General features: G+C 64.5%; 14 protein-coding genes. 3 read left to right on the top strand and 11 right to left on the bottom strand.

Going from position 1 to position 15,654, the window contains the following annotated elements; translation table 11 throughout:
- Window positions 1–41 precede the first annotated feature (41 nt).
- From lnt to C1I89_RS19070, 10 genes are all read right to left on the bottom strand, one after another.
- A complete protein-coding gene (gene lnt / locus C1I89_RS19120; protein ID WP_003149811.1) occupies window positions 42–1,640 on the bottom strand; it encodes an apolipoprotein N-acyltransferase in 1,599 nt (532 codons plus the stop codon).
- A 24-nt stretch (window positions 1,641–1,664) separates the two neighbouring features.
- Window positions 1,665–3,857, bottom strand: a complete 2,193-nt coding sequence (locus C1I89_RS19115; protein WP_223813029.1) for a heavy metal translocating P-type ATPase — start codon at window positions 3,855–3,857, stop codon at window positions 1,665–1,667.
- Between the two features lie 46 nt (window positions 3,858–3,903).
- Window positions 3,904–5,001, bottom strand: coding sequence for a c-type cytochrome (locus C1I89_RS19110; RefSeq protein ID WP_004350647.1), 1,098 nt, complete (start codon window positions 4,999–5,001; stop codon window positions 3,904–3,906).
- Complete coding sequence (locus tag C1I89_RS19105; protein ID WP_023120493.1) at window positions 4,985–5,791, bottom strand: c-type cytochrome; 807 nt, start codon at window positions 5,789–5,791, stop codon at window positions 4,985–4,987. Before C1I89_RS19105 ends, C1I89_RS19110 begins: the two co-directional genes overlap by 17 nt.
- Window positions 5,792–5,799: 8 nt before the next feature.
- Window positions 5,800–6,441, bottom strand: coding sequence for a cbb3-type cytochrome c oxidase subunit II (locus tag C1I89_RS19100; protein WP_003149800.1), 642 nt, complete (start codon window positions 6,439–6,441; stop codon window positions 5,800–5,802).
- Window positions 6,438–7,994: a cbb3-type cytochrome c oxidase subunit I gene (locus C1I89_RS19095; protein ID WP_003149798.1), complete on the bottom strand. Its 1,557-nt coding sequence runs from the start codon at window positions 7,992–7,994 to the stop codon at window positions 6,438–6,440. Before C1I89_RS19095 ends, C1I89_RS19100 begins: the two co-directional genes overlap by 4 nt.
- Window positions 7,995–8,512: 518 nt before the next feature.
- A complete protein-coding gene (locus C1I89_RS19090; protein ID WP_004350643.1) occupies window positions 8,513–10,183 on the bottom strand; it encodes a bifunctional protein tyrosine phosphatase family protein/NAD(P)/FAD-dependent oxidoreductase in 1,671 nt (556 codons plus the stop codon).
- 48 nt (window positions 10,184–10,231) lie between these two features.
- Window positions 10,232–11,227, bottom strand: coding sequence for an MBL fold metallo-hydrolase (locus tag C1I89_RS35325; RefSeq protein WP_258231480.1), 996 nt, complete (start codon window positions 11,225–11,227; stop codon window positions 10,232–10,234).
- Window positions 11,228–11,414: 187 nt separating this feature from the next.
- Window positions 11,415–11,942, bottom strand: a complete 528-nt coding sequence (locus tag C1I89_RS19075; protein WP_004350638.1) for a rhodanese family protein — start codon at window positions 11,940–11,942, stop codon at window positions 11,415–11,417.
- Window positions 11,943–11,964: 22 nt separating this feature from the next.
- Entirely contained in the window at window positions 11,965–12,276 is a 312-nt protein-coding gene (locus tag C1I89_RS19070; protein ID WP_003149789.1) for an ArsR/SmtB family transcription factor, read from the bottom strand.
- A gap of 149 nt (window positions 12,277–12,425) precedes the next feature.
- On the opposite strand from C1I89_RS19070, the gene C1I89_RS19065 reads away from it, so the two are divergent.
- From C1I89_RS19065 to C1I89_RS19055, 3 genes are all read left to right on the top strand, one after another.
- Entirely contained in the window at window positions 12,426–13,652 is a 1,227-nt protein-coding gene (locus C1I89_RS19065; RefSeq protein WP_004350634.1) for an MFS transporter, read from the top strand.
- Window positions 13,653–13,728: 76 nt separating this feature from the next.
- A complete protein-coding gene (locus tag C1I89_RS19060; RefSeq protein WP_004350630.1) occupies window positions 13,729–14,106 on the top strand; it encodes a carboxymuconolactone decarboxylase family protein in 378 nt (125 codons plus the stop codon).
- A gap of 110 nt (window positions 14,107–14,216) precedes the next feature.
- Complete coding sequence (locus tag C1I89_RS19055) at window positions 14,217–14,588, top strand: DsrE family protein (RefSeq protein ID WP_003149783.1); 372 nt, start codon at window positions 14,217–14,219, stop codon at window positions 14,586–14,588.
- A gap of 59 nt (window positions 14,589–14,647) precedes the next feature.
- On the opposite strand, the gene C1I89_RS19050 is transcribed toward C1I89_RS19055, so the two are convergent.
- Window positions 14,648–15,442, bottom strand: a complete 795-nt coding sequence (locus C1I89_RS19050; protein WP_004350627.1) for a crotonase/enoyl-CoA hydratase family protein — start codon at window positions 15,440–15,442, stop codon at window positions 14,648–14,650.
- Window positions 15,443–15,654 lie beyond the last annotated feature (212 nt).

The raw sequence follows: 15,654 nt of genomic DNA, 5'->3' as shown, positions 1-15,654 counted from the left end.
TCAGGCGCATGGCGGTGCTCGTGCGGCTGCCGCTCTTGCGACTACCGTGGGGTCGGGCGCCGTACGAGAGCAGCCAATACTATCCCTACCAGCAACAGGACCGGCTGGTCGCCATAGCGAACATACGGCGTCAGGCCGCTCATGCCTTGTACGGTCGCGGACAACACGCCCGGCCGATGTGGCGGCAGAGCGGCAACGACCCGTCCTTTCGGATCGATCGAGGCCGTGATGCCTGTATTCGTGGAGGTCACCATAGGCCGAGCGGTCTCGATGCTGCGCAACCGCCCGATCTGCAGATGCTGGCGAAGCGCCCAGGTCTGGCCGAACCAAGCGAGGTTGCTCAAGTTCACGAGCACGCTCGCGCCGGGTCCTGCGCCTGGGGTCGGCAGGAGCGACGGGAGCAGCTCGGAACCGAAAACATCCTCGTAGCAAATGTTGAACGCCAAATGCTGATCATTCACCGAGAATGGTCTCTGGACCGGGGCTCCACGATCGAAGTCACCCAGCGGCATTTTCAGCATCCGCGTGAACCACTCGAACCCAGCCGGTACATATTCGCCCCAGGGCACGAGGTGGTGCTTGTCGTAGCGTAGCGGCACGGAGGCGTCGACAAGCTGCTGCAACGGCGTGCCGGAGTCGAAGCCGATGGCGCTGTTGGTGTAGCGCGAACTGCCGTCGGCCGCCATGCTGTGCAAAGGGACGCCCATCGCGATCGTGCTGCGCTGGTTCGCCGCTACGTCGAGCCAGGTTTTCCAAATCATCGGGTCGAGCTGGTCTTGGAATACGGGCACGACGGTCTCTGGCAAGACGATCAGGTCCGGATGCGGCTCTCCGGGGCCCGGTGGCTGTGCGGCCAGCCGCAAGTGACTGGCGATGCCGTCTTCAAGCAGGGTCGGGTCGAACTTCTGCGATTGATCGATGTTTCCCTGCACTAGCCTCAGATGCAGCGGCTCGCCTTCGGCCGTCGACCAATCGAGGCGAGTAAGTGTCCATCCCGTGGCGATCAGGATCAGCACCGTCGCCAGCAAAGACACGTTCGAGCGCATGGAAGCCGCGGCCGGACGCGACAGGAACGCCACGGTCCCCGAGGCGCACGCCGCGAGCAGCGCGACGCCATGCACGCCCAGCAACGGCGCCCAGCCGACCAAGGGGCTGTCCACATGGGCGTAGCCAATGTTCAGCCACGGAAAGCCCGAGAACAGCACGCCGCGCAGCCATTCCGAGGCGGCCCAGACAGCTGACCAGACCAGCACTTGTGACAGCGCTGCTCCCCGCCGAGTGCGAGACTGCAGCCACTTGCTGATCGCGCAGGCAAGAGCGGGAAACAGCGCGAGAAAGGCAGACAGCGCCACGACGCTCGCACCGGCCAGTGGCGCGGACAAACCACCGTAGTCATGGATGCTGATGAACAGCCAGTACAAGCCGACCGCAAAATTGACGAAGCCGAACGCCCATCCGCGAAGGAATGCCTGCCGGCCGCGCTCGGCGGCAAAGCTGGCGCGTGCCAGCACCGCCAGCGCGAGGATTTGAACGATGGGCAGCGACCACTGGGGCAACGGATCCGGGGCGAACGTCAACGCATGTGCGCTACCGGCAAACGCCAAGGTCGCGGCATTTCGCCACCGCGCAAGCCTGCTCACAGCCTGAGCATTCCAGTGCTCCTTTCAGGACGCAGCCGGCTTGGCCTGCATCGACTTGTCACAGACGACGCGGCCCTGCAGCAGCCTGCAGGTGTTCAGGAGCACCGACGCGCTGCTGGCCAGCATGGCGAGCGCGGCGGCAAAGGGCGTCACGCCTGCTTCGAACAGCACGACAATCACGGCGAGGTTGTACACGACGGAAAATGCGAGATTCTGCCGGACGATGCGATCAAACTTGCGAGCCAACTCACGGGTCTCGACGACAGCGCCCACGCTGCCGTGCGCGATCACCACCCCGGCTGCGGAAACAGCCACGGAACTCGATCCTGGGATGGCGATTCCGCAGGCTGCCTGGGCCAGGACCAGGCCATCGTTGGCGCCGTCGCCCACGAATGCGACAGGCGCTGGGCTCTTTGCCACGATGTCGGCTTTTTCTTCCGGAGAGCAATCGGCCTCGACCCGGTCGAAGTCTATGCCCAGGTCAGCCGTCAGGCGTTCGGACGCTGCGCTGGAATCCCCGGTCAGCAACCAGAGTTTCAATCCCTGCGCACGTAACCGCTGCAGTGACGAACGGGCGTCGTCGCGAGGGGCATCCTGCAGACGCAAGGAGCCGAGCCAATCCCGGCCATTGGCTACGTGTACCAGCCCTGGCAGGCCATCTTCCGGCGGCATGCCCTCGACTCCCGCGGCGAGCAGCCAATGCCTTTCACCCACCCACACGGTCTCGCCGCCGGGGACATGCATCGTCACGCCTTTCGCGCACGCCGTCACCTGGCATCCGTCGGGCTCGCACGCGCTGCTCATTCCAGACTGCCGGGCCGCGAGGACCACCGCGTGTGCAATGGGGTGCGCGACGCCGGCCTCGGCCCTTGCCGCAAGGTCGATGAGGTCCTGTTCGGCCCCCCCGTGCCGCGTCTGGATGCTGACGATACGCATCTGACCGCACGTCAATGTGCCGGTCTTGTCGAACGCCATGATCCTTGCCCTGGCGAGCGCTTCGACGCTCGCGGAGTCTCTCAGGAGGACGCCGCGCCGCGCGGCCTCGCGGCAGGTAAAGGCGTAGGCCAGCGGCATCGCCAGACCGACCGCGCAAGGGCAGGCTGCGACCAGAAGGCTCAGCGCACCGAGCAACGCCTGGTCTGCGCTTGAGCCGTTCCACAGGTAATGGACGAAGGCGAGCAGAGATGCCGTCACCACGACCGGGAGCAGTATCCGGACGAAGCGCTCGGCCGTCTCGGACAACGACGAACGAGCGCCAAACAGCTCAAGCATGCGCAGGCCGAGCACGTCCAATCGTCGGTCCCCCGCACCGGCGGTCACGTGGACCGTCAGAGGTCCGCGCAGGTTCACGGACCCGGCGAAGACCCGTTCGCCAGGCTGAACGCTGCGAGGCGCGGACTCGCCTTGCAGCAGCGAGAGATCGACGGCCGACTGTCCCGCTACGACGATGCCATCGACCGCGATGCGCTCGTTGGCGCGTATCAAAACGGTATCACCGGGCGCGAGCTCTGCCAGCAGGACGGTGCTCTCGGCCTTTTCGCCGCCGGCAGAAGTCAGCTTCGTCGCGGTTTCCGGCGCAAGGCTGCGCAATGCTTGTACGGCAAGTCCGCTCTCCTGCCGGGCATGGATTTCGATCAATCTTCCGATCAGCAGAAAAGTGATCAACATGGTGGCGGCGTCGGTGTAAATCGCCACGGACCCCATGGCCAGGGACCCGACCGACACAAAGAGGGAGCCAAGGACAGCAACAGAGGCAAAGACGTCCATCCCTGCGATCCCGGCGCGCAGCGAACGGGCGGCGGCGCGGTAGAAATCCCACGCCGAATATCCGACGACGGGAAGGCTTGCTACGACGCTGGCCCAGGCGATGACGAGCGCCGCCGCCTCGTCGGCGTTCAGGTAAAGCACCCATGAGCCCAGCATGCTCCACATCCCGAAGACGACCGCGACGGTCAACTGCAAGCGGATCTTCCTGGCCTGCCGCTGCAGGGCCGCTTCCAGCTCGTCGCTGCCTTTCAACGGGGACAGTGCGTAGCCCAGACCCTCGGCCTTTCGCAGCAGCAAGGGGAAGTCGATCGACTCCGGGACCCAGGTCACCAGCGCCGAACCGGAGGTGAAATTCACCGTCGCCGAGACCACGCCGGGCACACGCTGCAGGACGCGCTGCAAGGCCATCGCACAGCTCACGCACCAAAGCCCGTCTACGAAAAACACCATCCGGCCCGCCACACGGGCCTGCTCATAGTCGAAATCCCCACCGGAACTACGGTCCGCTCTTGGCATCCGTTCCAACCCCAAGCAGTTTTCCGCCCACGACCTTCCCGTAGTAGCTTTGCTCACCTTCGTGGTATTTCTCCAGCGCCTCAGCCACGGTTCCGGTCTGGCGTGTGTCCTTGGGGCGTTCGTGGCTGTTGATGAATGCCGCCACGTCCCAGGCCTCCTGTTCTGTCAGACTGTATGGCTTTCCAAGCGGCATGTTCGCCCAGATAAAGCCCGCTGCAGTATCGATGCGGGCCATGCCGGCGCCCCAGTTGTACGACTCGGGTCCCCAAAGCGGGGGAAATCTCATCTTGCCGTTTTCCTCCCGCGTGCCCTGTCCATCAGGACCATGGCACAGTGCGCAATTTTGTTGATAGACCGCCAGACCTCGGCCCACGTCGTAGTCGTCCTTTGGTTTCGGCACCTTGGGATAGAGCGCTCCGCGCGGCTTGTTGCCGGCGGGCAGCCCATCGGCCATCCAGGCCATATAGGTCATGAGATCGCGGTACACATCGCTGCCAGCGGGCGGCGGTTTCCCGGAGGACGACGCCTGGGCGTTCATCGAATAGGTGAAACAGCCCATGATCCGGTCTTCGAGCGTGCTGATGGTCCCGGTCTTGCTGCGAAAAGCGGGGTAGGACGCATAGGCCGCCCACATCGGTGCGGCATTCTCTCGCCGTCCCGAGTCGAGGTGGCAGTTCGCGCAGGCCAGCGAATTGCCCACGTGGTCTTTGACCATGGCGCCAGTGTCGGTGAAGATTTTCATTCCTCGCCGGATGGCATCGCCATAGGGTCCTTTCGGAATGTCATCCTCCGCAGGCGGGAGGTAGTAGCCGTCCGCACCGACGGGCATACCGGGCGGAGACGCCTTGGCGTCTTTTGCGTAGGCCTTGCGAGCAGCTTCCATATCTGCTCTCGAATAGGGCGCGGCCGAAGGAATCGTGACCGTTTTGCCGCTGATCGCGCTGTACAGATACCCCATCACGCCGCTCTCGTAGACGCCGTAACCTGCCGAAAACAGCAGGAGACCCAGCGCCGCAGCATAACCGGCACGCCGGAGTGTCCCCGTGTGCGCAGAGCGGCGATCACCGTTGTTCGTCATGATTGCCTCCTTTGCTGCCCGGACGCAAAGATCCGAAATACTGAGCCACATCGCGCATGTCTTGGTCCGACATGCGCGACGCGATGTCATCCATCAAGGATTGCGGCGAATTGTGGCGATGGCCGCCTTTCCATGAGACCAACTGGTGGAAGATGTACTCGGGCTGCTGACCCGCCAGCGCAGGGAAATGGCCGCCGACACCCTCACCCTGCTGGCCATGACAGGTCACGCACGCCGGGATATCCTTTTTCCAGTCGCCCGTTCGGCTCAGTGCCTCTCCACGCGCCGCGTCTCCGCCCAGATCGACGGGCGGCCCGGCAACGTGCGGCAGCGCAGCGTAATAGGCCGAGACTTGCCCGATCTCCTCGGCGCTCATTGCACTGGCCACGTACCGCATGGACTCGTTGGGGCGGCTTCCGGTAGCGAAGTCGTGGAGTTGCTTCGCGATGTAGGCTTCGGACAGGCCGGCCAGCGCGGGCGTCAGCCCCGCGCCAGCACCGTGGTCGCCGTGACATGACGCGCAGGCCCAGACGATGTCGTTGCCCTGAAAGACGAGCACCGGCGCGTCATCGGGAACTGCGGGCGCCTGCTGCTTCGGCGCAACGGTCCCGCCAATCGCCGCCCCGCGATTCGGCGCCAGGTCGGCGATGTAGCTCAAAGCGCCCCAGATCGCCAGCGCCAGGAAGATGGCCAGCACAAACAAGGGAATGGGACGCGATTGCTCCCAGGGGTCGAATGTCGGGTCTACGTCTTGAACACGACGCCCCTTGCCGCTCAGCTCGGATTTCATCTCGCCCCTCATTGACGCGGGCCCTTCTGAGTTTTCGGATCGTAGCCACGATCACGCAATGTCGCCTCTTTGGCGCTGACGGGGTAGGAACGGTCCAGGCTCAACAGGTACGCGACCAGGTCGAGCGCCTCCTGTCGGGCCACCACCACTTTCCCGTCCGCGGGACGGTACTCCTGCGGCAACTTGACCACGACCTCGCCGGGCGCGGCCTTCTCCTTGACCTCGAAGAGGAAGGGGTACGAAGGCATGATGCTCCAGTCGAAGATGGCCCTGGGCTGGTACAGGTGGGTCAATTGCCAGTCCCGGCTCGGCAGGCGCACCCCGACATTCAGCAAATCGGGGCCGGTGCGCATCGTCCCGAGCAGTTGGGGAGCGTCGTAGGCGTAGTCGCCCGGCGTGGACGGCCTTCCCCAGCCCCGGGCCTGATCCGCCAGCGTCTGGCCACTCGAACGAGGCTGCTGGCTGTGACAGTAGACACAGCCATTGGCCACGTACTGCGCACGGCCTCTTAGCTGTTCGATCGTGTAGTTCTGCAACTGCGCAGGTGCCTGGACCGTACGGACCTGCAGGCCGGGGAGCACCACGAGCATGACGGTCGCGAACACCAAGATTCCGACAGCGCCGACGAACAATGGAATCAGCCGGTTCATGCGTCACCTCGCCGTTTCGACCAGAGTAGGGCCATCGCATGGAAGGCAAAGACGAAGTGTCCCAGCGTCATCATGCCGCCGCCCACCGATCGACCTTCGAGATACGGCACGATGTTGCGGGTGATGTCAGCGAAACTGGTCTGTGGATCGAGCAGCGACATGCCTTGCAGGAAACCGCCGATGGTCAATGACAGGAAATAGATCAGAAAACCCAGGACCGTCAGCCAATAGTGGATGGCGATGAGTCGCGGACAGGGCCAGTTCTTGCCCGTCAGGTAGGGCAAGAGATAGTAGAAGGCGCCGAACAGCACGATGGAGACGAATGCGTAAGCTCCCAGGTGCGCATGCCCCACCGTGTAGTGCGTGAAGTGGGTGATCGAGTTGATGGCCCGTACAGCCTCCAGCGATCCCTGGAAGGATGCGGCCGTGTACATCAATGCGCCCGTGGACACGAAGCGCAGCGCCATGGACTCCTTGAACGCCCAGAAATTCTGCGCGACCGTCACGTGCTGATTGATCGCCACCGCGATGACAGGAATGAACATCATGACGCTGTGCACGATCGACAGCGTGACCACCCACGTCGGCACGGGCCCACCGATCAGGTGATGAATACCCACCTGGCTGTAGAACAAGGCAAGGCCCCAGAAGCCCAGCAGCGAAACGCTATACGAATAGATCGGCTTGCCGATGATCTTGGGAATCAGGTAATAGGCAGCACCCAGCCCCAGCGGTGTCAGCCAGAGGCCAAGCACGTTATGCGCGAACCACCAGTTGGTGGTGGCTTGCTGCACGCCTGAATGCAGGCCCGGGATATTCGCGATGAAGAACAGAATGGGGAACCATGCCAGTCCCGCGAGGTAGTACCAGCCGCTGACGTAGATGTGGTGAACGTTGCGTTTTCGGGTCGTCGCGATGGCGGACCATGCGATGAAGAAGCCGCCGAGGGCCAGGACGATGTCGATCTGCCATGGGATTTCGAGCCACTCCAGGCCGTCGCTCCATCCATTGGCAATGGCAATGGCACCGGCCGCCACGCCGAGGGCCCACAGCACCGCGCCCACCATCGCCATTGCGGGCCTTCGCAGGGGCGTATGAAACATGCGAGGGATGATCCAGAGCGCGACCGCTATGCCCCCTGTGGACAGCCAGCCGTACGCGACCAGATTCAGATGGACGGTGCGCGCGCGCCCGAAGGTGGTGAACGCCTGACTCGCCAGCCAGTCGGGCCAGTGCAACTTCAGCGAGGCGATCATCCCGAACAGCGAGCCAACGATCAGGAACAGGAAGGAAGCGATGGACAGGACCAGTACGACGTTCCGACCCGGGGCGTCGACGCCGGCACGCAAGGCGTCGAATCGATGCTCGGCCGCCCCTTCATCGAATGAAGATGGATCATCCGGGGAGCCGGCCTCGCCCTCCAGAAATATGGTCGAAGCCTCCTTCTTTCCCGCATGGATCTGGCGCGTCACGATGGACCAGATCAACGCGCCCAGAGCCGCCAGCGAGACGATAAAGCTCAGAGCAAGGAGAAACCCTAGGCTTTCATTCATGGGCGCTCCAGAAATGGCGCGCAACCATCCGAATTGGTTCCGATGCCAACCACTGGTGTTGGCGATAGTGTTCCATCAGGGCTTGCCTCAGCATTGTTTTTATGAATGTCGCATGTGAATCACGGGAATGATGGTCAGCCTCGATTAAGCGAAAGTTAAGAGTGTTTTTCGAGGTGCCCCGCGCTCTTTGACCGTGGACTGTCTGGATGGCGAGATCCAAATACAGTCGGCCCGGATATTCGAATCGTCGTGACGCGAAGGTCTCGGCCGCCTCGCGGCAGACACCGGCGCTGCGCCTGGGGTCAGCATCGGCAGGGGGCGGGACGATCGCTTGTTCGCCTAGTGCCAGGAAATCACAGTGGACGCACGTATCCGTTATAACCACCCGCATCCCGAAGGACAGTCTCCCCTGGCAGGGATAGCCGCTGTTGAGGCTCGGAGGGCCGAATGCCGCTCCTCCTTTCGCCCGCACTATGAGCGTCGGTTTCCCATGTCCCGGCGATGACGCATGCGGCGGCTCACCCGTCCGAGAGGACAGGATGCGCGAGCCATTCGCGGCCCTTGAGCATGCCGTCCCAATAGACCGGCGGCAGGATGCGTTCCTTCAGCAGCCACGCCAGCGATGACGGCCGCTTGCCGTCGATGAACCATTTCGGAAACGAAGGCGCCAGCTTGCCGCCGTAGGCAAATTCCGCCAGCACGATCTTGCCGCGCTCGACAGTGAGCGGGCAGGAGCCATAGCCGTCATAGCTGGCCAGGCGCGTGGACCCGCTCCGGGCGGCGAGCAGGTTGTGCGCGACCACCGGCGCCTGCTTGCGTGCGGCCGCAGCAGTCTTGGCATTGGTGGTGTTGGTGCAGTCGCCGAGTGCGAAGACGTTGGCGTACTTCTTGTGGCGCAGGCTCGACGGGTCCACGTCCACCCAGCCCGCAGCGTCCGCCAGCGGGCTCACTCGGATGAAGTCCGGCGCCTTCTGTGGCGGCACGGCGTGCAGCAGGTCAAATGGACGGGTGACGCGCTCCTTGGTGCCGTCGGCGTTCGTGCGGATGAAGGTGGCTTCATGCGCTGCGCCATCGACGGCCACGAGCTGGTTGCTGAATTGCAGATCGATGCCATAAGCCTTCACGTACTCCATGAGCGCGGGCACGTAGTCCGGCACGCCGAAGAGCACGCCTCCCGCGTTGCAGAACTCGATGTGGATGTTCTTGAGCACGCCCTGCCGCTTCCAGTGATCGGCCGAGAGGTACATCGCCTTCTGCGGCGCACCCGCGCATTTGATGGGCATGGGCGGCTGCGTGAACAGGGCCTGGCCGCTCTTGAGGTTCTGCACCAGTTCCCAGGTGTAGGGCGCGAGGTCGTAGCGGTAGTTGGAGGTGACGCCGTTGCGGCCCAGTGTTTCAGGTAGGCCCTCGATGCCGTTCCAGTCGAGTTTCAGGCCCGGGCAGACCACGAGCTGCTGGTACTTGACGACGCGGCAGCCATCGAGCACGAGGGCGTCGCGCTCGGGCTCGAACGCGGCGACGGCCATCTTGATCCACTTGACGCCGCGCGGAAGCACGCTCGCCATCGTGCGCGCCGTGTGCGCAGGCGGAAAGATGCCCGCGCCCACCATCGTCCACCCCGGCTGGTAGTAGTGCACATCCGCCGGGTCGATGACGGCGATGTCCGCGTCCGGCTTGCGCGCGAGCAGGCTGGACGCCACCGCGATGCCCGCCGCGCCCGCGCCGACGATCACGATGTCATGCGTGGCGTCCACGACTTCGGTGGGTGTGCGCCCGCCGTTGGCGATGCGCCGGGCCACGCCGGACAGGTCGTAGCCGGCACCGCGCGCGGCTTCGAGGATGGAGGCCAACGGCTGACGCTGCGCCTGGCTCAGCGCCCACAGCGTGGCCGAGCGCGTGCCGGTGCGGCAGTAGGCGAACACCGGGCCGGGCAGTTGCGTCATCAGCGTCCCGAAGGCCTGGGCCTGCTGGTCGGTCACTTTGCCGGACTCGACGGGCAGGTAGGTCGCCGCCATACCCAGTGACTGGGCGGCCTGCTCGATTTCGCTGAAGCCGGGCTGATCGCCCGCTTCTCCATCGGGCCGATTGCAGATCACCGAGCGGTAGCCAGCCTCGGCGATGGCCTGCAGGTCGGTGGCAGCGATCTGGCCGCTGACGGCCAGTCCCTGGTCCAAGGCTTTGATGTCCATGAGGGTCTCCTGCCCGGAAATTGTCCTTTCAGCCGGTCGGTGCCGCTCTCAGAGGGCATCGATGGGAATCTTGAGGTAGTGGACGCCGTTGGATTCGGCAGGCGGCAACTCGCCGGCCCGCATGTTCACCTGCACGGAGGGCAGCAGAAGCACGGGCATCGCCAGCGTGGCGTCGCGCTGCTCGCGCGTGGCCGCGAAGTCATCCTCGCTGATGCCGTCACGCACATGGATGTTGTGCGCACGCTCCTCGGCCACGGTGGTCTTCCATTGAAGCTCGCGCCCCCCGGGGCGGTAGTCGTGGCACATGTAGAGCACGGTCTCCGGCGGCAGCGACAGCACGCGGCCGATCGAGCGGAACAGTGTGCGCGCGTCGCCACCCGGAAAGTCGCAACGCGCCGTGCCATANCGGTAGTCGTGGCACATGTAGAGCACGGTCTCCGGCGGCAGCGACAGCACGCGGCCGATCGAGCGGAACAGTGTGCGCGCGTCGCCACCCGGAAAGTCGCAACGCGCCGTGCCATAGTCGGGCATGAACAGCGTGTCGCCCACGAAGGCTGCGGCAGGCGCTTCAGGTGTGGCGTTGTCCTGGACCAGATAGGTCATGCAAGCGGGCGTATGGCCGGGGGTATGCATGGCCCGCACCTGCAGCGTGCCGAGCATGAAGGTCTCGCCGTCGTCGAACAGACGATCAAACTGCCGGCCGTCACGCGCGAAGGCCGGCTCGGCGTTGAAGAGCTGGCCGAACACCTGCTGTACGGTACGGATGTTCGCCCCAATGCCGGTTCGGCCGCCCAGGCACGAATGGAGATACGGCGCGGCGCTCAGGTGATCTGCGTGCACATGCGTCTCCAGAATCCACTGGACGCTCGCCCCCAGTTCCCGCACGCGCTCGGCCATGCGGTCCGCGCCGGCGCGCGAGGTGCGGCCGGATTTAGGATCGTAGCCGAGCACGCTGTCGATGATGGCGCACTGACCGCTTTTCGTGTCCAGCACGATGTAGCTGAAGGTGCTGGTGTCCTCGTCAAAGAAGGGTTCGATCTTCACGGTGTCTTTGCCTCGCTGAATGTATGACCCGTCTGTTGTCGCCCAAGCTCCCTTGATCGGATGTTTGTGGGTCGTTCTCACATGCCAGATGGTGTCCGGGTCGAATTAACTCAAAATTAAAAACTTGCCGTCGCATGTTCTTGCCGACCGGCGGCCGAGTGAAGAAATCGCTTCCCCACCCGTAGACTCAGCCGGCCAGCGCGCGGCGGTTCCAGGGCATGCGCATCAGCACGCGCGCGAGCCCACAGAACCCCGAGACACCGGCGAAGACCAGCCCCGCGCCCACGAAGCCCGAAAGCACATGGAACCATGGCGAAATCGTGGCGCCCAGCACGGCACCCAGCACGATCAAGGACCCCGCAACAATCTGCACCTGCCGTTGCAGCTCCAGGGGTTGAGAGGCGTCCGCCACGACGGGCAGGCCGGCCTTCTTCCAGGCGTCCAGCCCGCCTTCAAGCACGTAGGCCTCGCAGGCCGTGCATGCCCCCAGCGTCGGGGCGTTCACCCGCGTCCGGTTGCCCGAGCGGCAGTGGAAGATGATTGCCGAAGCGCCGTCGAGCGGCAGGCCGCCGCTTCGCAAGCGGTCCATCGGCACATGGCGTGCCTGCGCGATGCGCTCACGGGCATGTTCGTCCGCCGCACGGATGTCCACCAGAACGGCACCCTGGTTCATGAGTTCGCTGGCAGCTTGGGGCGAGATGGATTTCAGGGACATGGCAATGGCCTCCGAGGGTGGATCAGGGACAGAAGATGGCCTTGAGCGTGGCGATGAGCTTGGCCACGTCGGGGTTGTCGATACGGTAGTGCAGGGTCTGCGACTCTCGCCGATAGGTCACCAGGCCTTCCTCGCGCATCTTGGCCAGGTGCTGGGACAAGGCGGACTGGCTCAGCGCCACGTTTTCGTGCAGGGCACCGACGGTCATCTCGCCATGCTCGATCAGCAGGCAGAGAACGAGCAGGCGATGCTCATTGCCGACCGTCCGCAGCATGGCCGCAGCCTTGGCCGCGCCGTCCTGTAGAAACGACTGGTCTTTCTTGTCAACCATCATGGCAGCTTGTATTTAACATGTATCTAATTTAGCATAAGCTAATAAAATATCAAGGCACTTCCTCGAAGGCAGGAAGTGCGGCAGGTCTTCCTGCCGGTGTTCTCATGCTGCGGCGTGGGTTCGCCTGACACCTCATTCCTGATTCGTTCATGACGCCACCTGCTTCGCTGCCACCGCCCGCTGCGACAGATGCCCGCCGCAATGTGGGCCTGCTGATGGCCGCCCAATCGCTGGGCGGCGCCGCGCCACCCATCATCATTTCGCTGGGCGGCATCGTGGGTCAGATGCTGGCCAGCAACCCTTCGCTGGCCACACTGCCGGTCAGCCTCTACAACCTGGGGCTGGCGCTGTCGACCATCCCTGCGGCCCTGCTGATGCGTCGTCTGGGCCGGCGCGCGGCCTATGCGTTGGGGGCGCTGCTGGGTTCGGTGTCCGGGCTCATCGCCGCATTGGGCGTCCTGTGGGGCAGTTTCGAGACCTTCTGCGTGGGCACGGCGATGGCTGGCTTCTACGGCGCGTGCGTGCAGAGCTACCGCTTCGCGGCCAGCGATGCGGTGCCGCCGCCGCAGCGCGCCACCGTCATCTCGCGCATCATGATCGGCGGCCTGATCGCCGCGGTCATCGGCCCGCAGGTCGTCATCTGGACGCGCGACGCCTGGCCCATGGCGCCGTTCGCTGGCAGCTTCCTCGGGCAGGCGGGCCTGGCGCTGCTGGCCTTGCCGCTGCTGCTGATGCTGCGCATGCCGCCGCCCCAGGCGTCCGCCGTCGTGGGCGCGGCGCGCCCGCTGGCAGTGATCGCGCGCAGTCCAGGCTTCGTCGTGGCCGTCACGGCGGGCATCGTGTCCTACGGCCTGATGGCTTTCATCATGACGGCCGCGCCGATGGCCATGGTGGGTTGCGGCCACACCGTGGGCGAGGCGGCGCTGGGCATCCAGTGGCACGTGCTCGCCATGTTTGCGCCGAGCTTCTTCACCGGCCACCTGATCGCGCGTTTCGGCAAGACCGCCATCACGGCGTGCGGACTGGTGTTGATCGGCACCTCTGGCCTGCTGGCCCTGGCCGGCCTCGAACTTCTGCACTTCTGGGGCTCGCTGATCCTGCTGGGCGTGGGCTGGAATTTCGGCTTCATCGGCGCCACGGCGCTGGTGACCGACTGCTACACCGCGCCCGAGCGCGCCAAGGTGCAGGCACTCAACGATTTCCTGGTGTTCGGCACCGTGGCCGTCGCCTCGTTCGGGTCGGGCCGGCTGCTGAACACCTCGGGCTGGGAAACCATCAACGGCCTGATGCTGCCCCTCATCGCGCTCGTGCTGGCCCTGCTGGGTTGGCTGGCTTGGCGCAACCGCCGGCAGTCGGCGGCGGCCGCTGCGCCATGAAGCCGTCTGGGTCCGGTCGAGCGTGCGGGTCAACCCGGTTTCATATTCGATGTTCCAAAACCATGAGGAGTTCGCGATGACGACAAGTTACCGGCAACTGACGCAGGACGTGGTGGCTCACCTGGCGCCCCTGCACAAGGGAGTGCCGCAGGTCATGAAGAGTTTTGGTGAGATGGGCAAGGCAGCGATCGCCGACGGCGCACTCGACGCCAAGACGAAAGAGCTGATCGCGTTGGCGATCGGCGTGGCCGCGCGGTGCGATGGCTGCATCGGCTTTCATGCCAAGGCATTGGTCAAGCTCGGCGCGACGGCTGCGGAGGTCCATGAGGCCCTGGGCGTGGCCATCTATATGGGAGGGGGTCCGTCGGCGATGTACGCATCGAACGCGGTGGCCGCCTTCAACGAGTTCGCGGCGCTGTCCAGCATTCCGGGCGCGCCGGCCAGCGCCCCGTAGCCTGGGCCCGGTCCGTCGTGCGGCGCCGCGGACCGCCTGCATCCGGTGCCAGAGCTTTGCACCCTCCAACTCGCATCCCCACAGTCGCTGTTTATCACAAGGACCTAGCCATGCAGACCACCGACTTCGTTGCGACCATTTTTGACGGAAGAAGCAATCCCAACAAGGTGACCGTGACCTTCATCATGGCGCTCAACGCGCTGCTCAAGGGACATACGGCGACCATCATCCTGATGGTGGAAGCCGTGGAACTGGGACAACCCGGCGCGGCCGCTGGATTGGACATCGGCAAGCCTTTCGAACCCGTTGCCGATCTGCTGGAGAAATTCTTGGAAAAGGGAGGTCGCATTGCCATCTGCGGCTCGTGCATGATCCACAACGGTATGACCGCCGCGCAGATGGACCCGCGTTTTAGCGTCATCAACGCACCCGATGTGGTGGAGTTGCTGATGGGCGCCAGGGGGTCCTTGCAAGTGACCTGAGCCCAGCCATGACGCGGTCGCGCATCGCTGGCCGAGGCCGGTAGCGCGCGTCTTGAAGATCAAGCATTCAGTTGGACCTTGTGCGCCTTCTTGTTCACGAAATCGCCCAGGCGCTCCTGCACATCGTCACCCTGCTGGATCATGGCCATCACCAGCCCCTCGGTGAACAGCCCGTCCGTGGCCGACATGTCGGCGATGCGGCTGATGGCGCTGACGATGGCGTAGTTTGAAAGGGGCGCATTGCCCGCGATCTTCTTTGCGAGGGTCAGGGCGAACTCGGGTGCGGGCGTGTCGCCTTTCGCGATGTCGCATACGTAGTGGGCCAAACCCAGTTCGCGGCCCTCCCGCGCATCGAGGACCCGTCCGGTGAGCATCATCTCCACCATGCGAGGGGCGGAGATGATCCGCGCAGTGCGCACCGTGGCGCCGCCGCCCGTGAAGATGCCTCGGGTGCCCTCGGGCAGTGCGAAGAAGGTGCGGCTGTCGGCAACGCGCACGTGGGCTGCGCTGGCCAGTTCCAGCCCGCCGCCCACGACCGCTCCCTGCAGGCAGGCGACCACGGGAATGCCGCCATGCTGGATCTTGTCGAACGCGCGGTGCCAGCCCTGGCAGACGCGCATGAACTCGACGCCGCTGCGTGCCTTGTCGTGATGTTCCTTGAGGTCCAGGCCGGCACAGAAGTGATCGCCCTTGGCCGTCAGGAGGATGGCCCGGATGTGGCTGGGCACCGCTGAGAAATAGGCGTCGATGGCGGCGATCGCTTCCTCATTGAGCGCGTTGCGCTTGTGCGCCATGTTGAGCGTGACGATGCCGATGTTGTCTTGTTCGGAGGTCAGCAGAATGGGCTCGGACATGAAGTTCTCCTTGCAGTGGGTCATGAACATGGTGGTCTGCGGCGGGCAGGTCGATATGCTCGGTCCGGCAGGCATCGGCCGCCTCGCCGCTGCGGTGACGGCATGGCCCGCACTGAAGCGGACCATCCGTTCAAGGCCGAGGATCTATGCCAATGTTGCCAATTCTTGCGCACTGAGCCTGGCCTGGGCGCGAAGTGCAGAGAGACCGCCGG

The sequence above is a fragment of the Achromobacter pulmonis genome, assembly GCF_002885955.2.
Taxonomy (GTDB): domain Bacteria; phylum Pseudomonadota; class Gammaproteobacteria; order Burkholderiales; family Burkholderiaceae_B; genus Achromobacter; species Achromobacter pulmonis_A.
Note: the sequence above shows the minus strand (reverse complement) of the source record. Positions and strands in the feature narration are given on the sequence as shown.